Origin of the sequence: Pseudoalteromonas rubra, assembly GCF_005887095.1 — a bacterium.
Lineage (GTDB): Bacteria > Pseudomonadota > Gammaproteobacteria > Enterobacterales > Alteromonadaceae > Pseudoalteromonas > Pseudoalteromonas rubra_E.
In genome coordinates, this window is record NZ_PNCI01000022.1 from 48,697 (window position 1) to 70,531 (window position 21,835).

The 21,835-nt window shown below is 47.2% G+C and carries 17 protein-coding genes, 2 tRNA genes and 1 pseudogene; 14 read left to right on the top strand and 6 right to left on the bottom strand.

All coding sequences use genetic code 11. The annotated features are described in order from the left end of the window. Window positions 1–56: 56 nt before the first annotated feature. Together CWB99_RS10790 and CWB99_RS10795 are read left to right on the top strand one after the other, a co-directional pair. A complete protein-coding gene (locus CWB99_RS10790; protein ID WP_138553064.1) occupies window positions 57–560 on the top strand; it encodes a TlpA family protein disulfide reductase in 504 nt (167 codons plus the stop codon). Continuing rightward, window positions 560–733, top strand: a pseudogene (locus CWB99_RS10795) (DUF2721 domain-containing protein); the annotation flags it as partial. The gene CWB99_RS10790 and the pseudogene CWB99_RS10795, both read left to right, overlap by 1 nt. Window positions 734–796: 63 nt before the next feature. Here CWB99_RS10795 and CWB99_RS10800 read toward each other — a convergent pair. After that, window positions 797–4,849, bottom strand: a complete 4,053-nt coding sequence (locus CWB99_RS10800) for a S8 family serine peptidase (protein WP_138553065.1) — start codon at window positions 4,847–4,849, stop codon at window positions 797–799. Window positions 4,850–5,213: 364 nt separating this feature from the next. On the opposite strand from CWB99_RS10800, the gene CWB99_RS10805 reads away from it, so the two are divergent. Next, entirely contained in the window at window positions 5,214–5,663 is a 450-nt protein-coding gene (locus tag CWB99_RS10805) for a c-type cytochrome (protein ID WP_138553066.1), read from the top strand. 76 nt (window positions 5,664–5,739) lie between these two features. Here CWB99_RS10805 and CWB99_RS10810 read toward each other — a convergent pair whose 3' ends face one another. After that, window positions 5,740–5,922 (bottom strand): PA3496 family putative envelope integrity protein, encoded by a 183-nt coding sequence (locus CWB99_RS10810; RefSeq protein WP_138553067.1) that lies wholly within the window; start codon window positions 5,920–5,922, stop codon window positions 5,740–5,742. 315 nt (window positions 5,923–6,237) lie between these two features. Here CWB99_RS10810 and CWB99_RS10815 point away from each other — a divergent pair, with 315 nt between their 5' ends. Further along, window positions 6,238–7,020: a YggN family protein gene (locus CWB99_RS10815; RefSeq protein WP_138553068.1), complete on the top strand. Its 783-nt coding sequence runs from the start codon at window positions 6,238–6,240 to the stop codon at window positions 7,018–7,020. Window positions 7,021–7,069: 49 nt separating this feature from the next. Here the strand turns inward: CWB99_RS10815 and CWB99_RS10820 are convergent, their stop codons facing one another. Beyond that, window positions 7,070–8,518 carry a PLP-dependent aminotransferase family protein gene (locus CWB99_RS10820; protein WP_171045314.1) on the bottom strand — a complete coding sequence of 483 codons (1,449 nt, stop codon included), beginning with the start codon at window positions 8,516–8,518 and terminating at the stop codon, window positions 7,070–7,072. 108 nt (window positions 8,519–8,626) lie between these two features. Here CWB99_RS10820 and CWB99_RS10825 point away from each other — a divergent pair, with 108 nt between their 5' ends. Beyond that, the gene (locus CWB99_RS10825; protein WP_138553070.1) at window positions 8,627–9,547 is read left to right on the top strand and encodes a DMT family transporter; all 921 of its coding nucleotides are present in this window, start codon (window positions 8,627–8,629) and stop codon (window positions 9,545–9,547) included. Here CWB99_RS10825 and CWB99_RS10830 read toward each other — a convergent pair. After that, entirely contained in the window at window positions 9,513–10,376 is an 864-nt protein-coding gene (locus tag CWB99_RS10830) for a diacylglycerol/lipid kinase family protein (protein ID WP_138553071.1), read from the bottom strand. The genes CWB99_RS10825 and CWB99_RS10830 overlap by 35 nt on opposite strands. Window positions 10,377–10,676: 300 nt before the next feature. Here CWB99_RS10830 and CWB99_RS24035 point away from each other — a divergent pair, with 300 nt between their 5' ends. From CWB99_RS24035 to CWB99_RS10870, 9 genes are all read left to right on the top strand, one after another. Beyond that, the gene (locus tag CWB99_RS24035) at window positions 10,677–10,826 is read left to right on the top strand and encodes a hypothetical protein (RefSeq protein ID WP_160317423.1); all 150 of its coding nucleotides are present in this window, start codon (window positions 10,677–10,679) and stop codon (window positions 10,824–10,826) included. 199 nt (window positions 10,827–11,025) lie between these two features. After that, window positions 11,026–11,116, top strand: a tRNA-Ser gene (locus CWB99_RS10835). An 18-nt stretch (window positions 11,117–11,134) separates the two neighbouring features. Next, window positions 11,135–11,227, top strand: a tRNA-Ser gene (locus tag CWB99_RS10840). A 37-nt stretch (window positions 11,228–11,264) separates the two neighbouring features. Continuing rightward, complete coding sequence (locus tag CWB99_RS10845; RefSeq protein WP_138553072.1) at window positions 11,265–11,537, top strand: hypothetical protein; 273 nt, start codon at window positions 11,265–11,267, stop codon at window positions 11,535–11,537. A 557-nt stretch (window positions 11,538–12,094) separates the two neighbouring features. Further along, window positions 12,095–12,592 carry a hypothetical protein gene (locus CWB99_RS10850; protein ID WP_138553073.1) on the top strand — a complete coding sequence of 166 codons (498 nt, stop codon included), beginning with the start codon at window positions 12,095–12,097 and terminating at the stop codon, window positions 12,590–12,592. 369 nt (window positions 12,593–12,961) lie between these two features. After that, window positions 12,962–13,576, top strand: a complete 615-nt coding sequence (gene speD, locus CWB99_RS10855) for an adenosylmethionine decarboxylase (protein WP_249331834.1) — start codon at window positions 12,962–12,964, stop codon at window positions 13,574–13,576. Between the two features lie 18 nt (window positions 13,577–13,594). Continuing rightward, the gene (gene speE, locus CWB99_RS10860; RefSeq protein WP_138553074.1) at window positions 13,595–14,557 is read left to right on the top strand and encodes a polyamine aminopropyltransferase; all 963 of its coding nucleotides are present in this window, start codon (window positions 13,595–13,597) and stop codon (window positions 14,555–14,557) included. A 147-nt stretch (window positions 14,558–14,704) separates the two neighbouring features. Further along, complete coding sequence (locus CWB99_RS10865) at window positions 14,705–16,498, top strand: ABC transporter ATP-binding protein (protein ID WP_138553075.1); 1,794 nt, start codon at window positions 14,705–14,707, stop codon at window positions 16,496–16,498. Between the two features lie 802 nt (window positions 16,499–17,300). Further along, window positions 17,301–18,773, top strand: a complete 1,473-nt coding sequence (locus CWB99_RS10870) for an FAD-binding protein (RefSeq protein WP_138553076.1) — start codon at window positions 17,301–17,303, stop codon at window positions 18,771–18,773. A 637-nt stretch (window positions 18,774–19,410) separates the two neighbouring features. Here CWB99_RS10870 and CWB99_RS10875 read toward each other — a convergent pair. Further along, the gene (locus CWB99_RS10875; protein WP_138553077.1) at window positions 19,411–19,944 is read right to left on the bottom strand and encodes an ankyrin repeat domain-containing protein; all 534 of its coding nucleotides are present in this window, start codon (window positions 19,942–19,944) and stop codon (window positions 19,411–19,413) included. 680 nt (window positions 19,945–20,624) lie between these two features. Beyond that, window positions 20,625–21,596 (bottom strand): transposase, encoded by a 972-nt coding sequence (locus tag CWB99_RS10880; RefSeq protein WP_138553078.1) that lies wholly within the window; start codon window positions 21,594–21,596, stop codon window positions 20,625–20,627. Between the last annotated feature and the right edge of the window lie 239 nt (window positions 21,597–21,835).

Below are 21,835 nucleotides of genomic sequence, written 5' to 3' on the forward strand. Positions count from 1 at the left end.
GCGCTCACCTGAAAAATACGCATTAATGAGGGTATTGTAACGCAAGGAACGTAATAATGATAAAACGACTCGCAATGGCTACTTTGGTTGTCGCACTCGGCGCTCAACTCAGTGCCTGTAATGCTACACCTAATCCCGTTCCCCACAGCAAAGGCTATGAAACCTATATCCACTCTGGAGAGCTGTTCAAACATACTCAACTGACCACTATTGATGGTCAGTCTGTCCAGCTGGCTGAGGGTAAAAAGCTGGTTATCCTGTTCGCCACCTGGTGTTCTGATTCCCAGCGTACCTTAACTGAATTGAAAGCCTCTCAATTACTGACGGATCCCACGCTCCAGGTCGTTGCCATTGGCCGGGAAGAAGACAACAAAACACTCAAAGCATTTCGTGAGTCATTCGGCATTGACTTTGCGTTGGTTGCGGATCCGGATAGACAGATTTATCAGCACTACGCAAACAAAGGGATCCCTCGTCTTATTCTGCTGGATGAACACAATAAAGTGGTAAAAACACTCATTGGTGAGCAGCCTGGCATTATCGATCAGGTCCGCTGGTAATGAATACTGATGTTGTCAGCATACTGACCATGGCGAAGGTGATCCAAACTGCCGTAGCCCCGGTGTTTTTAATCACCGGTATCGCGGCCACATTAGGCGTATTATCCAATCGCCTGGCCCGCATCACCGACCGCGCCAGATTGCTGGATCGCAAGCTCAACAATAGTCAGGATACACATAAAAAAACCGCCCCGGGAAACCCGGGGCGGTTTTTCAACTAATGCTTAGTTAGTTGCTTACTTACGCTTACGGCGACGTAGTGCTGCAAACGGTGCTGCAAGTAACGTCAACCAAGCCAGTGAACCTGAATCGTCGTCGTCATTGTCATCACCACCGGTTACGTTAGTCACGTTAACACGTACAGTTACAACTTCTGATACAAATTGTGCAGAGTCTTTCGCCTGAACCTGGAAGCTCACTTCTTTTTCAAATTCGAAGTCAATTTCGCCGCTCACACGGATGGCGCCATCAGCGTCAACAGTGAACAGGTTAGTACCAGTTACGATGAACTCAGTCACAGGTGATACGTCTGCATCTGGGTCAGAGTAAGCCAGTCTGCCAACAACAGTGCCCAGCTGAGCGTTCTCAGTTACAGAGAAGATTTGACCGTGGTCAACCACTGGTGCGTGTAGTGAAGGATTCAGTACAACATCAACCGTTACTTCAACCATCTCAGACTTCAGACCGACGCTGTCTTCAACCATCACTTTGAACGTGTAGCTTGGTACTGCCAGCTGGTTGATTTCACCTGTTGTTACCAGTTCACCTTTGTCGTTGATTTCGAACAGGTCTGTGCCTTCTACTTCACCGCCAACAATACCGTCAGCTGCACTCTCAAATACAGAGTAGTCAAGCATACCAACCACAGTACCCACTGGTGCACCGTCCATCATACTGAACGTTTGACCGTGTGCAACCACTGGCATTTCGTCGTGCTCATTGGTCACTTCGATTTCAATGTCAGTCATAGCTGAAGAACCCATAGTGTCCATCGCCATCACTTTCAGCTCAACGCTCTCAACGCCCATCTCAAAGTCTAGGTACTCAGAGCTTACCAGTGAGATAACCCCTTTGCTGTCGATAGCGAAGCTGTCTGCATGCATGCCATCCAGACGATAGCCCAAGATTGGGAACGCAGGAGACTCATCACCGAAGCTCACAGTTGCAACAGGCATTGGCTCAGCGTTTTCGCTTACGCTCAGGTCACCGTCAACAACCAGCTCAGGTAGTGCAGGCACTTCCAGGTCACCAGGTACAACCGCAATTACGTCTGTGCCTGAAGTTGAAGTAAATGCAAACGGCATATCGAACTCAACAGTCGCTTTCGCACCAGGTGCCAGCTCTTTCAGCGCTTCGCCTTCACCGTCTTTCAGTGCCACAGTTGGGTTCATACCGAAGATGAAGCCACCGCTCGCTGAATCCGTTGGCGTGCCCCAGATACCAGACTGCCAGTGTGCTTCACCAACGAATGCATCAACACCAACTGGCATACCAACCATATCTGCACTCATACCTAACAGGTTAGAACACGCTGTGAAGGTCACAGTGTCTTCACCTGACTCGTGCAGCATAGGTGTGCCCCATTCCCACTGGTCATCGCCATTGACGATTGAACCAATCAGCGTACGGCTGCGACCACGTACAGCAGGAGTGTTACCTGTGTCGTTCAGCTTCGTCATGAACTTGTCAGCGATGCCGTCGTTGTTGAAGTCGAACTCAAGACGGTAACCGGCCTGACGCAGGTGGTTGATGCCATCTTGTAACTGCAGTGAGAAAGAGGTCGAAATACCAGAGTCACAGTTGTCGTTCAAGAATGCAGCCGTAGTCACTGACTTGATGTCAAAACGACGGTTGTTATCTTCGCTGGTCAAAACAACTTGTTCAGCTGTACCAGAGATAGCCACAGCACCCGTGTTCTCAACCATCAGCGATGACATTTGCTCACCCGCTTCGATGCTGAACTCAGCTTCTGCTGCTGCTTTTGGTAGCACGTGGTAAACAACGTGTAGGTCGTGGTCACCGTCAGTTGCCGCATCATCAAAGATTAGCGCACCGTCGTACTCAGCCAGGTCTAGTGCTTCAACACTTTTCGCCAGTTCATCGTTGTCGAACGGGTTCATGACGCCAAACTCAGGTAGCTTGCTTGGATCAATGGTCATGTCAACGTCGATCAGGATTGTCTGGCCCGCAGGTACAACAACCTGTGCAGGATGTTCGAACGTTACAGCACCTGAATCCACATCGTTCTGATAACGGTGGTCCATACGCAGGTTATATGTACGCTCTTCGTTTGAGTAGTTACGTAGTACTACAGACTTAGTATACGTTTGTGTCTCTGCAAGACGCTTAGCACCGAATGACAGGGCCGCTTGCTTAGTGTCAAACTCAGGCAGGTCTACCCAAGCTGCAACCGGAGACGCAATGGCTTTTTCAACGTCAACCAAACCAGCACCGATGCGGCTGATAGGCGCCAGCGGTGAGTCAGGGTTTACGTTTGTTGATTCAACTGTGATGTTCAGGTCAGCGGTGTTCATCAGAATCGCTTTAACTTCCAGAGCACCAAGCTCAGGACGCGCTTCTTTCACTAGCGCCACAGCACCGGCCGTGATTGGGCCAGACATCGAGGTACCAGACTTACGGTGTAGCTGATCACCCGTACCCGGAGCCGCAGCCAGGATGTTTGAACCTGGAGCCGCAATTTCAGGCTTCAGCAGGCCGTCCATTGAAGGACCACGTGATGAGAAGTCAGATACGCCGCCCGGAGACGCTTTAACAACACCAGAGACACTGTAAGTGGCTTTACCGCCATCTTTCATTTGCTCTTTAAGTTTTGCACCCGCTGCGAAGTTCAGACCTGCTGACGGGATAGTCACAGCGTCGTCGCTACCACCCATAGGAGCCGGTGTACCATCGTCGTTGTTGTTTGCGATGAATACAAATACTGCGCCACGCTCTTGAGCATTCAGTACTTTCTCAGTGAAAGCACATGCACCACGGTCGATAAGGACAGCCTTACCAGTAAAGTCCATGTCTGCGAATGGGTTAGCATCTTCGTCTAGATCACAGCCGTTTTGGTTCGCTTCAGGGTAAACCAACTCTGCATTGTCTTGAGTAAAGTCAAACGCAACCTGAGGACCAAAGCTTGCAGGTTGAACGACTGTTGCTTCGCCAGCAACCGTTGCTTCACCGAACAAACGCTCAAAAGTTGGGTGCGTCAAAGAGGCTACAGACAGCGCGTTAGGCGTTGTACTTGGACCACCAACACGGAACGGAACGTCATCATCGTTACCCGCAGAGATAATCATGTTTGTGCCTAGCTTAACAGCACGGTGGATCAGGTAAGCTGTACCAGATGACACATCCGTATCACCGAACTCGCTACCCAGTGACATGTTCATCAGGTCTACGCGGTCGCTAATGTCGCCGTCACCATTTGGATCCATTGCAGACTCAAGCGCTTTTACTTGCGCATCGAAAGGACAGCCACCACCACATACAGAGTAAACGTAAAGTTCAACGTCTGGGGCAATACCTGTTAAATCGTGAGATACGTGTGTACCGTGGTCAGACAGCTCATCTGCCTCTGGGCGGTACGTAGGATCGTCTTCAATCGGATCTGGGTCATCACGCATGTGGTCGTAACCACCTACAACCATACCCTGTGGCCAGCTTACAGTTGTTGGATCTTCAGCAGCCGCTTTATAGTCTTCTAGTGTACCAGCAGCTTCGTTGAATGCTTTGTGGGTGTAGTCGATACCAGTATCTAGTACAGCAGCGCGAACACCTTTACCTGTTACGTCTAAATCGTTACGTACTTTGGTCGCACCGATGTAGTCAGAGCTTGCTTCAACAAACAAACGGTCTTCACGTAATGGAAGAATACGGTCAACCATCTCGTTTTTGCTTAGCGCTTTCAGTGCATCTTCAGACGCTTGTACGATCAGTGTTGAGGCCAGTACTTTCGTTGAGCCTAGGATTTTCACCCGTGGGTCAAGTGCACGCATCTGCTCTTTCATGTGGAACTGAGCTTGTTGCACTGATGAGAAAGTTTGCTTCGCAGCTTCAGCGCTGTAGGTGCCGTCAGACATCAGGTCAACCGCTGTAGATTGTTTCAGAACAACCAGGAACGCTTCTGCTCTTTCCTGTTGCGGGTTGCTGATTGCTTCAGCTTGTACCTTTAAAGAAGCAGGAGCTGCTGGAAGCTGCGTTGCAGCCGTGGCAGATGCTGCCATCAATGCACCAGAGACAGCTGTTGCTACCGCGGTGGCTTTAAATGAATACTTGGCCATAGTTTCCCCTAGGACTTGTTGTTGAAATGATGTTTCTTTTAATTTTAGAGAGTAGATTCGCTCATCAATATAATGTGACTTCACGGTTAATTACAATATTAAACAAACAAAGAAGTTACAAAATTTGCAAGCAAATCACATGACTCACCATAACTACATGTTTATAAAGAAGTTTGAAACTGTAAACAAACGTAAACCAACCCATCATCATGTTGTCACATTGATGAGTTTGTAAAACCAGATGAACAAAATACACACAAATCGACTATCTAATCTAGTTCAGAATTTCAATCTCGTCTAAGAGACTTGCAATATCTTTTATAAAGCCTTAGAACAGAGTCAGTTTTTTTAACGAGGGGTCGAAATGAGAATTACACTTTTATTAACAAGCCTGTTAACTGGGCTGACTTTGAATGTTCAGGCAAATTCATTATTTGAAAAGCCAGAAGATGCAATTGAATACCGTAAAGCAGCGTTTCAGCTGATCCGTTACCAGATTGGGGATATGGGCGACATGCTTAAAGGCAAAGTCCCGTTTGACGCAGAACGCTTTAAGCAACGTGCAAATAATGCAGCTCAGTTGTCTGCCATGCCATGGGAAGCATTCCCGGCAGGGTCAGATAAGGGTGCAACAGACGCCCTGCCAGCTATCTGGTCTGACAGAGCAACGTTTGACAAAAAAGCGCAGGCATTTGCAGATTATGCGCAAAAGCTGGCGGTAGCGGCAGAATCGGGCGATAAGAAAGTCATTGGTGCAGCCTTTAAAAACTGGGCGAAGGGCTGTAAAGACTGCCACAACTCGTTCAAAGATTAAGCACCAAAACAAGTAAGGCAGCAAATGCTGCCTTATCATTTAACGCTCAGGCGAGGTAAATGCCCCGCAATCAAGCTCAGTCATCTAAGAAATCTAGATCATCCTCTCCCAGATTACGCTTCAGGCGTTTTTGTTCCAAATAATCATCCAGACGACGCTTCACCCGCTTCTTTTGCTGGGCCTGCAACACTTTGTCTAACGAGCCAAAGTCGTCTTCATAATCTTCTTCTAACGGATCATAGGAAAATGTTTTACCCACGATAAGCTCCAAAACTTAAATTCGCTAACTAGTCCGGCAGTTCATACAATAATGAGCCTGCTTAAGTTAGTATTTAGCGCTAAATTCGGGCGCTGAAAAGCAAGACATTTTTATCTATACGATAAAAATTTTTTATTATGAATTTGCGCAAAAAACACACTAGTCAAAAGCACCACTTTTTGGTCATATTGATGAAAAAAACAGATAAAGCATCGCACAGAAAAATACAGCGTTTTCATAATAATCAATAGGTTAATAAATTGGCATTGTTCTTGTTGGTTCTCTCTCGTCATCAACACACCAAGGACCACTATTATGAAAGCTATACTGCTTGCTTCAACGTTGGCGTTATCTACTCAGGTGGCAGCCCACACAGATAACCATTTTTCTGTCAGCACGGATGAGTGCGCTGTTGATTTTAAAAACGACGTACAGATCACCCCTGATCAGGTATATATCAAAAATGGCAATGGCCAGCCTGTGATGATAGATGCGCAGGGCTTCCTGTTTATTGCAGATCAACCCGTTTCGCTCAACCAGGATGAACGTATGGCCATGCAAACATATGCAGATACGCTCAGAGCGGAGCTACCCAAAGTAGCAAGTATCGCATTACAAGGTGTGGAGCTGGCCGGCGTCGCCATTGAAGAAGTGGCAACCGCGTTTAATCTGCACAATTTCGATTCCTTATCTGCTCTGATGGATGAACTGCATACGGAGATTGAGGGCGCGTTTTACCAGCAAGGCACCTTTGTCATGGGTGAGCAGGCCTTCAATGAATTCGGTGCGCAGTTTGAGCATCAGTTTGAAGAAAAAATAGAACAAGCAATAGAAGGCGCCATGATGGAATCCATTGGCAGCCTGTTGGTCGCCATCGGCTCAGAAATGGTCAGTTCAGGCGGCGATATGGACCGTTTTGAACAGCGCATGGAAAACCTGGGTGCCGAAATTGAACAAAAGATAGAGCACCAGGCGAAAGCGCTGGAGCAGCAAGCCGACGCCTTGTGTGGCAACTTCAAGACCATTGCAGAACAAGAATCTCAGCTCAGCGCCATGATCCCGCAAATGAAAGGGTATCAGTTGTTCGCGTACCGCTAAACCTAGGTTTATCCCTGCACAGTCAGCCACACTTGCATAAGTTCAATACTTAACGCATGTGTGGCTGCTTTTTCGCTTGTGCCACCAAAGTGCCCAGCGTACGCACATAGCCTTCCATATGCTCGCACCAGGGCAGACCATAGCTGATCCGCACACAGCTGCGGTAGCGTTCATAGGCGCTGAATATGGCACCCGGTGCCACACTGATCCCAGCCTGAAGCGCAAGCTGAAAGAACAGGCCGCCATCATAGCCCTCCCCCAGGTCCAGCCACAATACACAGCCCCCTTTGGGGTCGCTGACCCGGACGTGATCCGGAAAGTACTTTTGCACTGCCAGGCGCATTTTCTGCTTGTTGTCATAAAGTCGCTTGCGTAACTGGCGCAGATGCCGCTGAAACTCGCCACTGGCCATAAAATCTGCCAGCGCCCATTGATTCATCATAGGGGCCGAGCAACTCAACGCGCGCTTAAAACGTTTTGCCCGGGCACTGTATGGCCCCGCCAGCATCCAGCCCACCCGGTAGCCAGGCGCAACAGTCTTAGAAAACGACGAACAGGTCAATACTTCACCCGGCTGGGCAAAGCACTGCGCAGGTCTGATCCGCTGTTCGCCAAAATACAGGTCTCCATACACATCGTCTTCAATCAGAGTCACATCATGAGCACGCAATAGTTGCAGCAACTGCTGCATCCGGGATTCGGGCATCTGGCTACCCAGCGGGTTATTGATACTGGTAGAAAATACACAGGCTTTAATGGGGTGACGTGCCAGCGCGGCACTGAGGTCGTCAAGCCACAGCCCATCGTCCGGACAGACCGGGATTTCAATCGCTTTCAGACCAAGGTTTTCGACCAGCTCAACAATGCCAAAGTAACAGGGCGATTCTATCGCGACAATATCACCAGGCTGGGTCACACATTGCAGGGCAATGGCTATGGCCTCCTGCGCCCCGTTGGTGATGATCAGGTCATCACTGTTCACGGTCAGGCCCAGTGCCAGATATTGCTGCACAATTTGCGTTTTTAGCATCATCAGGCCATCAATGGCGCCATAGTCGAGCATTCTCTCCTGAGCCTGGCGCATGGCCTGGCGCATACTTCTGGCCAGAGCCTGTTGCGGACTGGCAGCAGCTACGGGGTTGGCAAGGCCCAGCGGCGCCACATCGGGAAGATGGATCCCCTCATATACCTGCTCAATCAGTTGTTGTTTGTTCACCATCACAGGTTTTGCCGGCAACTTACTGCGCTTAGGCGTGGCGGTGGGGTGGCCGCTTTGCAAAAAGTAACCAGACTTTTCCCGGGCCACAACCTGACCCGACATTTCAAGCTGCTGATAGGCTTGCTGCACCGAAGGAATACTCACACGTAGTCGACCCGCCATCGCTCTGAGTGACGGCAGTTTATCACCGGGATTCAGCAACCCCTGCTCCACCATCTCACGTATCACAGTGATCACTTGCTGATATAAATAATCGGGTTTAAGGCTGGGCTGACTCATGGCACGCTCAATCTGTATAGGTTCAAAAACACATTTTTTGTATCTGGCATATACAGAATATATCGTTAAACTGGCCACGCTGACTAGTCCTTGTTGTGAGATGAAAGAATGAACAACGTCTTTTTGTATACGATCACTGTCCTTATCTGGGGCTCAACCTGGCTGGCGATTGAGTTTCAGCTGGGCACGGTCGACGAAGTGGTCTCTTTGTTTTACCGCTTTGCAATTTCTGCGGCCTGCATGTGGTGCTATGTGCTGATCAAGCGCCCCCCGATGCGCTACTCGCTCACGGATCATGGCTTTTTTATGCTGCTGGCTCTGGGTAACTTTGGGCTAAATTATCTGTTGTTATACTGGGCGCAGGGCAGCCTGACTTCTGCCATGGCGTCGATTGCCTTTTCGTTGCTGCTGGTTGCCAATATCGTCAATACGCGGTTGTTTTTTGCCAAACCCATCGCCGGGCGTATTTATATCGGTGCCACACTGGGGCTCGGTGGTATTGTCAGTTTATTCTGGCAGGACTTAGTTAGCGCCGATCTGAACAGCGAGGCATTCATTGGCTTGCTACTGGCACTGGCTGGCATGTTTACCGCATCACTGGGCAATATGGTCAGTGTACGTAATTCCAACCGCCAGATTGGCGTACTGCAAGGCAATGCCTGGGGTATGTTGTACAGTGCACTGTTTTTAGGCGGCTATGTGGCACTCAGCCCGCTACAATTTAGTATTGAAGCCAGTACCAGTTACTGGGGCTCTTTGCTGTATCTGTCGGTATTCGGTACCGTTATTGCGTTTGCCTGTTATTTCCATCTGCTCAAAAACATTGGACCGGAAAAAGCCAGTTACCTGATCGTCCTGTTTCCTCTGGTGGCCGTCACACTCAGCACCTGGTTTGAAGGGTTTGTCTGGCAGCTTAACACCTTTATCGGATTTTCTCTGGTACTGATCGGCAACGCCATAGTACTCACGCCCTATCAGCGTATTCGCGCCTGGCTTAGTCCGACAAGAACGTCTCAGGCAGAGTCCTGAGTTGTAAGGCACCCGGGAGGCTTCGGATTGTGACGGGTGTTTGCGCCACCAGGTCGCCATCCGCCTCCACCATCAGATTAGCTGTTGTAATGGTTATTTCAGCGCGTTTTTCACGATATACCCAGGGCAAGCGCTGGTGACATCCAACCAGCATCGCCGCGAACACCACTAAACGCTGCCACCAGGCGCAGGCACTAAACCACATACATTCCAGCTGACCATCGTGCAGCCTGGCACACGGTGCGGGCTGCAACCCGGCAGCAAAGTAACGGCCATTGGCCAGCAGCAGCATCATCCCCTGCTCCAGCACAGGACCTTGCGACGTGGCAACGCTGACAGTCGGCGCGCAGAATATCTGCCTGATCCCACCCCATACATAACTCAGTGGCCCGGCGCGTTTATTACCCCGCATGCCCTGCACCACCTCAGCACTAAAGCCCACCCCGGCAATATTGACGAAGTAGCGCTCACCGATGGCACCCAGGTCTATCGACATACTGTGAGCAGAGAAAACGGCCGCTCTCCAGTGTCGCTCGGTGTAACCAAACTGACGGCAAAAATCGTTCCCCGTACCTGCAGGCAGGCAAGCCAGTGTTATTGGTAAACCATAGATGGCATTAACAACCAAATTAATGGTGCCATCTCCGCCAACCACCACCACCTGTTGCTGTTCCTGCGCCAGGGCCCTGATCGCTTTGCAATCCTGACCGTAGAATCCACTCGTATCGTACCAACGAACGGCCAGCTGACGTTGCTTAACCTGAGCCCGCAACCAATTTAACTGCCGTTGCAACTTCCGCCCACTTCCAGGCTTATAAACAACTAACAAAACGCCCTCTCAAAAACAAACTCAACTTATCTGAATAAATACCCAAAAATAAAGACACAAAAAGCAAAGCACAAAAACAAACCCATGATAAAAAACAAATTAATGAAAAACCACCCATTCAATCGATTGAATAAATAATCATAACGATGATTTACTCAAAGCAAAAACCCTGCGCTTTTCATTAGTTTTTCTAATCCCTCATCAGCAATTTTTATCGTTTTATTTTTAGTCACAATGCGCGCAAAATAACCATGTCGATACAGACAACATTGTTACTTTTAAGATTTTGAGGAGTCAGACATGCTTAATTCAGCTGCAGCGTGCAGCAACACGCAAACCACCCTAAACACAGCCACAGCGCCTGGTATCAAGCGCCGCGTTAACCTAAAGGCCTGGTTAAACACTGTGGGTAAACAACTGATGTTAAGTCAGGTGGTTATGTATAAGTAAGTCTGCCTCGGGCATGTTCCCCCCGACCGTACATGCCCTTTTTTCTGCACGCCTCCTGTCACTCAATATCATAAAATACGCTTTATCGCCCAGATTTCATTCAAGTTAATAAAAAAAGCCACATTTGCGTACAAAAATTAAGCAAACAAATTAAAAACTATTTACAGCATCAAATTCGCTAAGTATTATCTTTGCCCATGGAGAGATGGCTGAGTGGTTGAAAGCACCGGTCTTGAAAACCGGCATACGTTAATAGCGTATCTAGGGTTCAAATCCCTATCTCTCCGCCATTTTTAAGTTTTTGCGCCGGAGAGGTGGCCGAGTGGCTGAAGGCGCTCCCCTGCTAAGGGAGTATAGGGTTTGTAGCCCTATCGAGGGTTCGAATCCCTCCTTCTCCGCCATTAATGCTGAGAAAACCGCCTTTACGGCGGTTTTTTTATGCCTGAAATAAACCTGTTCACGAATGAGAAGGTGGGTGAGAACCCTCGACCAGGGTTAATTTTGTCTGGAACAAAATTGAACGCACTTCAGTGCGGCCCGCAGGGCAAAATACAGGACGTATTTTGTCATCCCTTCTTCTCCGCCATTGCTTTTAAAAGAACCGCCTTTATTGGCGGTTTTTTTTATGCCCGAAAGCGAATCCCTCACTCTTGTGCACACACCATTGCTTTTAAAAGAACCGCCTTTATTGGCGGTTTTTTTTATGCCTGAAAGCGAATCCCTCACTCTTGTGCACACATCATTGCTTTTAAGAGAACCGTCCCAATGTGGACGGTTTTTTTATGCCCGAAAGCGAATCCCTCACTCTTGTGCACACATCATTTATAATAAAAGAACCGCCTTTATTGGCGGTTTTTTTATGCCCAAATTTTACCTCTTCACGAATGAAAAGGTGGGTGAGAACCCTCGACCAGGGTTCGACAATTTTGTCTGGAACAAAATTGAACGCACTTCAGTTCGGCCCGCAGGGCAAAATACAACCAGGTACACAAAAGCCCCGGCAGAGTACAGGGGCTTTCATATTGCATTGCCTGAATAGACATCTTTGGACATCAATTGAATGCCCTAGTTTGGAATGGCAATCGCTTTAAACTATTCTAAAAATCGGTTTGCGTATGTATAGAACTGAAGTTTGATTTATTGCACCCAACAAAAAAATTAACAAAAAGTTAATCTTAAAAGAACTTGTTCCTGTATATTTATTGAGCTCATGTCGTTTTTTGAGCAGGAAGTATCTCAACTTAAATATAATAGATAAGGAAACTCAGATGAAAAATCTTACTATAAGTCTACTTTTTGCTGCCACCAGTATGGGGGCACTAGCACAAAGCAACGGGAGCGCAGTACTTCCTCATTACATATTCTCTGGCTCTGATAAATCAAATACTTTCATTTATCTTACGAATACGACAGATTCAATGCTGGAAGTTGAAGTGACTTTCAGAACGGATGTTGGTGCCATATTGTATGATGATGGGAACGTGATAGGTGGAAATATTGAGATCTGGAATACCCTGTTTGAAGATGAACCAACATCAGGACCCGGCCCATCGGCCATTTTGACGCTACGAGGTCGCAGCACGTCATTAATAAAACTTAAATCCATTGCAGTCAACAATAGCGCTAGTGGTATCGCAACGATCAGCTGGACATCACCTGAGAACGTCACTGAAGCTTTAATATCTCATGCTCGCGTAACGAGAAAGGAAGGAACCACATCAGAAAGCAGCTATGCCGTTCAGGTTAATGGTGGAAAAGCATTCTAAGTCCCTAAGGATATTGATCTGAGGTTGGCTAATCTCCATCGATAAAGATCTAAGTATACCCGCTTTTTACTGGCATTTATTGTTTTAGCATCCGCTTCCAGACATACCAAAAGTGCATTGACCCGGTAGTTTGGACAGCAGATGCTTTATCTGGGTACCAACCACGTAAGAGATGACTTACCTGCACCCCAAAAGGCTAAACGGCCGTTGTGTGTCCACCCTCATCACGCATCTGTATATCACTTTTTAAGTTTCTATATTGGTGTAATTCGCTGCGTTTGTGAAGTCACAAGCATCTGAGCTAGCTGTGTTTTTCATAAGGGCAGCAGTCACTCCCTGCCGCGTACCGAGCCGCCGGCCTTAGTATCAATGCCCGACTCCACACTCGTTGCACATTTCAGTGCTGGAATATCTGTATTCAAAAAGGGAGAGCCAGAGCGTGTCACTTTGTCTGTGTTTTTGGTCGTCAGGTTTACCTGCGCCAGTAAGCAACATGCACAAAACCGGCTACCTGATCACCCTGACAACCGAACACTGAGTAAAAGCATGACTAAACCCGCATCCACAACACAGCTTGTTCACCCACTGGGCCAGCACATTATTGTCGATATTTTTGATGCCTCTAACCTCATCGGTGAGCAGCACATAGAAGAGATGATGATTGAATGTGCCAACGCAGCAAACGCCACCATTTTGAAAACCCATTTGCACCCATTTGAAACCAATGGCGGTGTGTCGGGCATGATCATTCTGGCTGAAAGCCATATTTCTATCCACACCTGGCCAGAATATAACTTTGCTGCCATGGACATTTTTATGTGTGGTGATGCACAGCCTGAGCTGTGCCTGGAGGTGATAGAACAGTGTTTTCAACCAGGCAAGATGGTGGTGAACACCCTCACACGAGGTGGCTCTGTCAGCCAGGCCGGAGAATTTCAGCCGCTTTTACACAACCAGTTACACGCAACGCAAAAAACCGCATAAAACGGAGTATTCACGCACATGACTAAGATTAATTGGCATTATGAGCAAATGACAAGTGGCGTTCACATTGCACTTCGTTCAGAAAAAGATTTGGTAGATGTAGAAACCGAGTTCCAGGATGTCAGCATTTTTGAAACCCGCCACCTGGGTAAAGTAATGCGCATAGACGATGGGATCCAGGTCACCACCAAAGGGGAGCACATTTATCATGAGATGATGGCACATGTGCCTATCCTCTTTCATGGTCAGGTCAAGAACGTATTGATCGTTGGCGGTGGCGATGGCGGCAGTGCCCGCGAAGTATTAAAACACCAGAGCGTAGAAAACGTGGTCATGGTGGATATTGATGAGCAAATTATTCAACTGAGCCGCAAGTACTTGCCAGAAATTAACAATGGCGCATTTGACGATCCCAGATTTGTACTGCGCATTGGAGATGGCGCCGATATCATCTCTCAGTACAGTGACTGTTTTGACCTGATCATCTTGGATGCAGCTGACCCGGATGGCGGTGCGTCGGAAACCCTGTTCACCCAATCCTTTTTTGGTAACTGCTTAACCGCACTAAAAGCTGACGGCATTTTAGTGGCACAAGGTGGTACGCCTTATTTTGAGCCCTATATGATGCAGTCGATGGTATCTCGTTTAACTCAGGCGTTTAACAATCCGGCTGGCATCTATATGGGCGGATGTTACGACTATTTTGGCGGCTCCCATGCGTTTATCTGGGCAACGCGCAGCGGCACCATCAACACACTGTCGCTCGCTGAACTCGAAACACGCTTTAATCAGGCCGACATTCAAACAAAATACTACTCGCCGGAAGCACACTTTGGTGCCTTCTTCTTATCTAAAGATATGCGGGATTACGTCAACCAGGCCGTAAACTGTGAGAACGTGGATGAACTGTCGATGCCTGCCGCTGGCGACTGGGATGACTATACGCCAGAAACCTCTAACCAGAATGAAGACGACGACTAGCGCTTACCCTGCTGCCATAAAAGCAGATTAGTATACAAGTCAGAGCCACTGAAACGACCAGCATCGTTGTCTCAGTGGCTTGTTTATTCCTGGCTCTGGCCAAACAGCCGGAGCGCAACCAGATACGTGCGGGTGCCACACAAAGCGATGAAGCCATTATTTACGCTATTTGAAAAAATAGGCCACAAAGACACATTCGACAGCCAGTTGCATGAGGCCGAACACAATCTTCCGTTTATCCGCCAGTGCGCCAAAGAGTTTTCTGGTTGGATAGCCGTTGCATTTATCATTTCTTTGCTGGGCGGCTTATTGCAAATTGTGACCTTTGACTTTCTGGGTGAGCTGGTCGACTGGCTGGATACCTCCAGTGACAAAACACAACTGAACAATAAAGGACACCAGCTGGCATTGTTCGCTGTGGCCATTGCCGTTTTGATCCCCGCACTTACCCTGGTTAAGAACCTGGTGTTTCATCAGCTGCTTGGGCCTAACCTGCAAAAAAACACCATTGTAAAACTGTATCGCACTTTAATTGCATCGCCTGCCAGTTATCACGAAGAAGACGACCCGGGATCCACAGCCATTGTGATTGTGGATACCTCCGAAGCCATCATAGATGTAGTGTTGCAATTCTGTGGCTTTGCCGGGTTTTTACTGGCATTTTTGGGCGCGCTGCTGTTTTACGTTGGCAACATAGATGGCTGGCTGACGCTGCCTTTCCTTATCTGGACAGGCCTGTTTCTGGCCATGCTGCTCGGGCAGTGGATCCCCAACGCCAAAACCACCAACCGGCTGGAAGCCGAAAGCTGTGCACAGATCACCGGAAAATTAACTGAACGCTTTGCCCGGATCAGAACGGTAAAGATGCTCTCCGGCAGCGAATACGAGCAACAGTTTGCTGAAAAATGGGCGACCCGACACCGCAGAGTGGTGGCAAAGGAATTTCGTGTTTTCTCTCATTTTGCCTCTGTGGTTGGCCTGCTAAATGGTACTTTGATTGTGGGTACAGGGGCACTGTGTTTACAGCTCTGGCTCAATGGCAGCATCTCCGTTGGCGAGTTTTCTATGGTACTGGCCCTGGTCTATCGGGTTATTTCGCTCTCGGAATGGTGTCAGGAAGAGTTTGACGCCTTTTTTGTTTCCTGGGGCCAGGTTACCGTGGGCAGAGAAGTGATTAACGAGTTTCTGGAAGATATTGAACCCATTGAAGACGCGGGCAAGTTCAATGTGTCCAGAGGAAAAATCACCTTTAAAAACGTCGAATTTGCATATGAAAACAAAGCGCCTCTGTTCACCGATCTGTCGTTAAAAATCAAAGCCGGCGAAAAGGTGGGGATCATAGGCCCGTCAGGAGCAGGAAAATCGTCGCTGCTGAATATGCTTGCCGGCATTGACGAAATTGAAGAAGGGGCAATTTACATTGATGGCAAGAATATAGAAGATTACCCCACAGATCAGATCTGTGGCGAGATCAGTTTTCTAAATCAGGATATTGGCCTGTTTAATCAGAGCATTTATGAAAACGTCGCATTTGGTTTAAATAACGTAAGCCGGGCGTCGGTCAGACACGCGCTTGAACAGGCCAATGCCCTGGAATTTGTAGAAGCATACACAGACGCTCGCGGCCGTAGGGGGTTAAGCGCGTTTATTGGTGAAAACGGCGGACAACTTTCTGGCGGCCAGCGACAACGGCTGGCGCTGGCCAGAGCGATATTAAGAGATAAGAAAATACTGTTGCTGGATGAGGCAACCAGTGCCCTGGACCCGGCCTTAAAAGCCGAGTTTATCCGCTCACTTAAAACGCTGATGAAAGGCAAAACCGTCATTTCTGTTGCGCATTCTTATGATGTGCTCACCATAATGGACCGTATTATAGAGATTAAAAACGGCAAAATAATCAGAGATGGTAAACCTGCCGACGTTATCGATGCGGTTGTGTAGCACGTTTTAGATTATTCGCTGCACACCGATAGACAGGCCAAACAAGCACTCCAGGCTATCGGGCAATTTACTTTACTACCCAAAGCTCAGGCAAATAGCCTGGGCTTTTAAAGGGACTGAAACCAGAATTATTTTGCTCTCTCGTTTTGCATTATGTAACGCGCCAGGCACGCCAAATCTCTCTTTACAAATCCTTAGTTTATTCAGCTCATCTCGTTGTTTTGCGATGGAACACGCTCACCATTGGACAGCTTAAACATAAACCCCAAATAACCGCAAAACCTCCCGAGTATTCCCGGTAAACTAATAAAGACATCAATGCGACTTTTTACTTAAATTAGCAAACAGTTGTGTCAGTCTACCCGCCTGAATTTTAAGACAAAAGAATGAACCAAGATATCTTATCGCCTCTTCGATAAATTCTTTCACTTTAAGGTTAAAAAAGTGTAGCATTTGTGTATCATTCATTATGATACTATCTCTGCCAGCCCCTTTATTTATTGCAATTAGCCATAAAGTATAAGGTTAATATAATTTTAATAGGGTTTTACCTGAGTTTAGATACAACACCGATAAAGACGCCAACATACCCAGCTCAAAACGAGGTCGCTTTAGCTGATCATGGTATGAAGCTTAGCGTGCTGACTAACACGCTTTTTCAGGGACAGAGACGTTTACATTAGCTGTAACGTGAACATCAAGATAATAAAAACGGAATACGAATTTGCCTTTAAAACGCATTTTCGGATCCAACCACATTTTATTCTTACTGCTTTTTACTTCAGTAATATTAGGAGGATGCATGAATCAAAAGTCATCTCGAAGAGATTTTATAAAAAAAATAGGCATGGGCAGCCTGGTTGTTGGGTTTAACCTGCAAAGCCAAAGCTGGGCGAGCGAGCGCGATTTACTCAACTCATCACCCGAGGCGTTTGCCGACAACTTTCCGGTGTTCGACGGTGAACTCATCACCGATGAAACTAGCCTGACTGAGGCCGCTGATGATTTTGGTCATATTTATCAATATGTCTCACGCGCGATTTTAAAGCCTGCCACCTACCAAGATATCGTCAATATGGTTACATTTGCCAATCAACATAACGTAAAAATTGCGGTAAAAGGGCAAGGGTATTCGACCAACGGCGAAACACAAACCCAGGGCGGCGTGGTGATAGACATGATTTCACTGGCTGAAGTCTATGACGTTCATAACCAGCAAATTACTGCTCAGGCAGGTGCTCGCTGGAGCGAGCTACTGGCAACCACAGTGCCTCAAAACCTGGGACTCCCCATCATCACCGACTTTATTGATTTGAGTGTTGGCGGCACCATTGCTGTCGGTGGATTGGGTGCGCAGTCTTATAAACACGGCTGTATGGCAGACAATATTTGCCACCTTAAAGTGGTCACCGGTGACGGGCGCTTGCTTGACTGCTCACCGTATCAAAACAGCCTGCTATTCCACTCCATGAAAGCTGGTTTAGGTCAGCTCGGGATTATTGTAGAAGCCAGCTTTGATCTTGAGCCAACACCCAGTACGGTCAGAGCATATCAACTGGTGTACGATAATCTTGAACACTACTTAAACGACAACCAGCGCCTTTTAGATGAAGGGGTTTTTGATGGCGTTCAGGGTGGTGCAGAGCCGGACCCTGCCGGAGGCTGGCGTTATGTAATGCAGCTGGCTAAGTACTTTGAGCCCGACACACCACCTGTAGATGCCGAACTGCTTGATGGCTTAAATTTTGTGCCCGGAGCCGAAGTTATTCAGGATCTCCCCTACTTTACTTTTTTGAACCGTTTGGCCCCAGTTGTAGAACAGTTAAAAGCAGCCGGACTCTGGACTTTACCTCACCCCTGGTGTCCTTTGTTAATACCCGCTTCTAAAGCACACGCGTTTATTCAGGACACATTAGCAAACACACCTGCCAATGATGTAGCCGGGCCGGTACTCATGTCGATGCAACAGAGAAGCGCCTTCAGTAGCCTGTTTTTCAGCGTACCAGAAGAAGAAAAGTTCGTTTACTTTTCTTTGATGCGTACCGCTATTCCGCCGACCCCCGAGCGTGTTGAGCAGCTCACTCAGGCCAACAGAAGCATTTACGAAGGAGCACGAGAGCTGGGTGGCTTCCAATACCCGGTTGGCGCCATTCCCATGAGCTCAAGGGACTGGAAAAAACATTATCATAAAAAGTGGTTTTTACTGAAGCTACTGAAAAACTGGTTTGACCCTAATAATTTGTTAGGCCCGATGAGGGGAATTTTTAACAGATAATAAGTTTAAACCAGCATGGGCACACGGCAGTGCCCTTTTTAGTTATTTGGGGCTTAGTGGGTAGTGCGATGCGTGGCAATAACAGCTTTAATTTCAGTTACTTGCAAAAGTAACGAGCGAGATCATAATGACTATCGCGTAGGCCTACTCGGCTTAACATCGCGGAGCGCACAAATATACCCTCGTCATTTGCTACTTCCTTTTGAAGATAGTAAAAATCAACTTTCCTGCTACACCATAGTGAACGAAAACCACCCCCATAAATACCATTATTATAGCGCTGATCTTTTCCTTATAACTGTCAAAAACTTCAAGCATCAACATATCTGTCCCAGCCCATATGCTTATAGCTCCTATAATCACTCCCAAGACTCTAACAACCATTGTCCCCACCATTAACTGTGTTATAGATAAAAAGAATAAATCCAAATGGCCTTATTGAGCAAATCCAGATAATTTAGGCAACATCGTGATTTCAGCTTTTTTCCTGAAAGCAATAAACTCTAAGACATATATGCACGCTCCATATATGTCCACGTAACTCCACAAGCTGCATCACACACTTTGCGTTATGCACAAACAAAAGGCGCTCATTGAGCGCCAGTTTTAAATCGGTGTCTTTGTAACTAGTTCTAGCTTAATTGCCCTTGATTGACCTTCGTTTACTTTTTATGAGAAGCGTAACTGTCGATTGCAAGCTATGCTTTTTTGCTAGTTCCAAACAGCTGTACTCTTTATCTTTTCCAAAAAAAGGTAACTCTATATTTGCACCACGTTCAATTAATATATTTGCAATTTTTTCATGCTTATTTTCCAAAGCATAGTGCAACGCTGTAGTACATTCACAGCAACACCAATCGGGGTTTGCTCCTTGTTCTAGAAGAAGCTTAACCACTTCATAGTTACCTTCTCGAGAAGCAACTTGAATCGGACGCAAATAGTTATTCGCAACTTGAGCTAGCATAGACCCTGCTGTGGAAGCATAGCCATTAGGATCTATTTTACGATTTTCCAGTAAATATTTAACTGAATAAAAATCTCCTGCCTCTGCCGCTCTAACTAGAGATAAAAAGTCTACTGACAAATCATCTTGAGTAGCTACATCAGCCTTAGATTCCATAGTTAACAACATTAAAAGAAATAAAAAAAGCATCACTTTACTAAACGCCATAAGCTAGTTTCCTACATAACTAATAAATACAGGATCACCACTTGCAACAGTTTGCGTAGTAAGCATCCAAAAATAATTATTTTGATTCACCGAAAATCGCCCTACGCTAACGGCTTGATTGGCGCTGGCCATGGGCTTGCGCAAAACGACCGCGATCCCGCGGTACGACGATAGTCATCAAACTACTGGAACACTCGACCATATTCGTCAAAGGTGGCTAACCGCACCACACACCAAGTTTTATGCACTGAGGCCAGGGGTTGCTGGCGTAGTAATGCCACTGACTGTCCACCACATTATTAATTTTTAGCGCGGCTTTACGGCCAGTCAGGTCGATGTATATCAGGGGGACGCACTAACGCCGATTTAGAGTCGTCCACCTCATCACCCACCCCCAAGATCCAGACTGAATGTCTGCGATTTTGGGTGGATGCCCATTTAACTATCAGATATTAAATTAATTTTTTCAAAGACACCCAGCCATAAATTCGCAACCTAATTGTGGGCAGGTTCAACTTGGAAATGCAAGATTATTAAATATCGCGCTTTTTATATGCTCAGAGCGGTGAAATTCGTAAGTTTAAGCTCGTCATCGTGGTAAAAATCGGTGCCAGACAATACGAAAACATACCCAGGCCTAAGTTGGGGTAAATTGAAATAATACTGAAAAAGGATAGATGCTAGCCCAGTAGGCGCTCGCATTGCATCAGATTGGCGCGTCTCTTTTTCTCCAGATGCTCACAGTAATCTGTCATTGCCTGTTTTCGCCCTACTGCACCATGAAACACTTTGGTAAATCGGGTGGTAAGTTTAAGCCAGTTGTCTGGCTCTATTTGCAACCTGGTCAGCAGCGGCTGGCTATCTCTGATATATCCTCGTTTGTCTGCCCGCATACACCGGCCTGTTAATTCGACCAGCTGAATATAATAGGTCAGCTCAAACGGGAGGCCACTTGGCATGTTCGCTCTGGGGTTGCCTGCAAAGCGTCGCAAGCTTTTAGGTTGCTTGCCCTGTCGTGCGCACTCAATGCGTTTTTTGATACTGGTATAGTCCGAAGTTTCCGGAGTCTCTGCCATTTGGGCCCTGACTGGATTGAGGTCAACATAGGCCATGCATGCTGCCAGTGCCGCTTCATCCAGTAATGCCTGTGACTTGAACCTTCCTTCCCAGAACCGGCCTGTACAACCATCTTCTTTATTGGCTCTGCGGGCGATGTCTTCATTCAATACCCGCATGAACCAGCTGATACTCGCAAGCCGGAGTCTGAATTCAACAATATCAGCTGCCAGCATACTGCACTCTGACTCGCTAAGCTCATCACCATTAATGAACTTGTGCGTCAGCCAGTTGCCCTTAAACAGTTTATGCCAGCGAAGCACTATCGCTTTATCTGATATCCTTTGTACTTTCTTATCATCCACATACAACACAATATGCGTATGATTGCTCATAACCGCATAGCCACACACCTCAATGCAAAATACCTTAGCAAGAGTCAGTAATTTTTCCTCTACCCAGTCTCGCCGATGTTCATATGACTTGCCCGTGAGACGATCTTTACCGCACAGAAATGCCCGGCGAACACATCGGGATATGCAGTGGTAGTACTTTGTATCTGATAAGCTGACCTGTCTCTTCCTTGCCATTGGCATAATCGAGCATCCTCAATCCATTGAGCATTACCTTAAGGTAGACGGCGTACCTTACGTACGCCAATTTTTGGTGGCTGTCCATTTAACTCGTAATAACTCGTAAGACTGGATGTCTACGATTTTGGGTGGGTGTCCTTGTAACTTTTTCGGCGTTCAGCGCCCGGCTGGTCAGGTTCCCCATCGCATCAAAAGTGTAGCTGTGCTGCTGGATATAACGATATTCACTGCTCTGAGCAACC

What these genes read in the sequence shown, in the direction of transcription:
- CWB99_RS10845 (WP_138553072.1), top strand. Translation starts at nt 11,265, where the DNA reads ATGCCTGAAATAAACCTGTTCACGAATGAGAAGGTGGGTGAGAACCCT.
- CWB99_RS24035 (WP_160317423.1), top strand. Translation starts at nt 10,677, where the DNA reads ATGCTTAATTCAGCTGCAGCGTGCAGCAACACGCAAACCACCCTAAAC.
- CWB99_RS10800 (WP_138553065.1), bottom strand. Translation starts at nt 4,849, where the DNA reads ATGGCCAAGTATTCATTTAAAGCCACCGCGGTAGCAACAGCTGTCTCT.
- CWB99_RS10880 (WP_138553078.1), bottom strand. Translation starts at nt 21,596, where the DNA reads ATGCCAATGGCAAGGAAGAGACAGGTCAGCTTATCAGATACAAAGTAC.
- CWB99_RS10850 (WP_138553073.1), top strand. Translation starts at nt 12,095, where the DNA reads ATGAAAAATCTTACTATAAGTCTACTTTTTGCTGCCACCAGTATGGGG.
- CWB99_RS10870 (WP_138553076.1), top strand. Translation starts at nt 17,301, where the DNA reads ATGAATCAAAAGTCATCTCGAAGAGATTTTATAAAAAAAATAGGCATG.
- CWB99_RS10865 (WP_138553075.1), top strand. Translation starts at nt 14,705, where the DNA reads ATGAAGCCATTATTTACGCTATTTGAAAAAATAGGCCACAAAGACACA.
- CWB99_RS10790 (WP_138553064.1), top strand. Translation starts at nt 57, where the DNA reads ATGATAAAACGACTCGCAATGGCTACTTTGGTTGTCGCACTCGGCGCT.
- CWB99_RS10875 (WP_138553077.1), bottom strand. Translation starts at nt 19,944, where the DNA reads ATGGCGTTTAGTAAAGTGATGCTTTTTTTATTTCTTTTAATGTTGTTA.
- CWB99_RS10825 (WP_138553070.1), top strand. Translation starts at nt 8,627, where the DNA reads ATGAACAACGTCTTTTTGTATACGATCACTGTCCTTATCTGGGGCTCA.
- CWB99_RS10805 (WP_138553066.1), top strand. Translation starts at nt 5,214, where the DNA reads ATGAGAATTACACTTTTATTAACAAGCCTGTTAACTGGGCTGACTTTG.
- speE (WP_138553074.1), top strand. Translation starts at nt 13,595, where the DNA reads ATGACTAAGATTAATTGGCATTATGAGCAAATGACAAGTGGCGTTCAC.
- speD (WP_249331834.1), top strand. Translation starts at nt 12,962, where the DNA reads ATGCCCGACTCCACACTCGTTGCACATTTCAGTGCTGGAATATCTGTA.
- CWB99_RS10820 (WP_171045314.1), bottom strand. Translation starts at nt 8,518, where the DNA reads ATGAGTCAGCCCAGCCTTAAACCCGATTATTTATATCAGCAAGTGATC.
- CWB99_RS10815 (WP_138553068.1), top strand. Translation starts at nt 6,238, where the DNA reads ATGAAAGCTATACTGCTTGCTTCAACGTTGGCGTTATCTACTCAGGTG.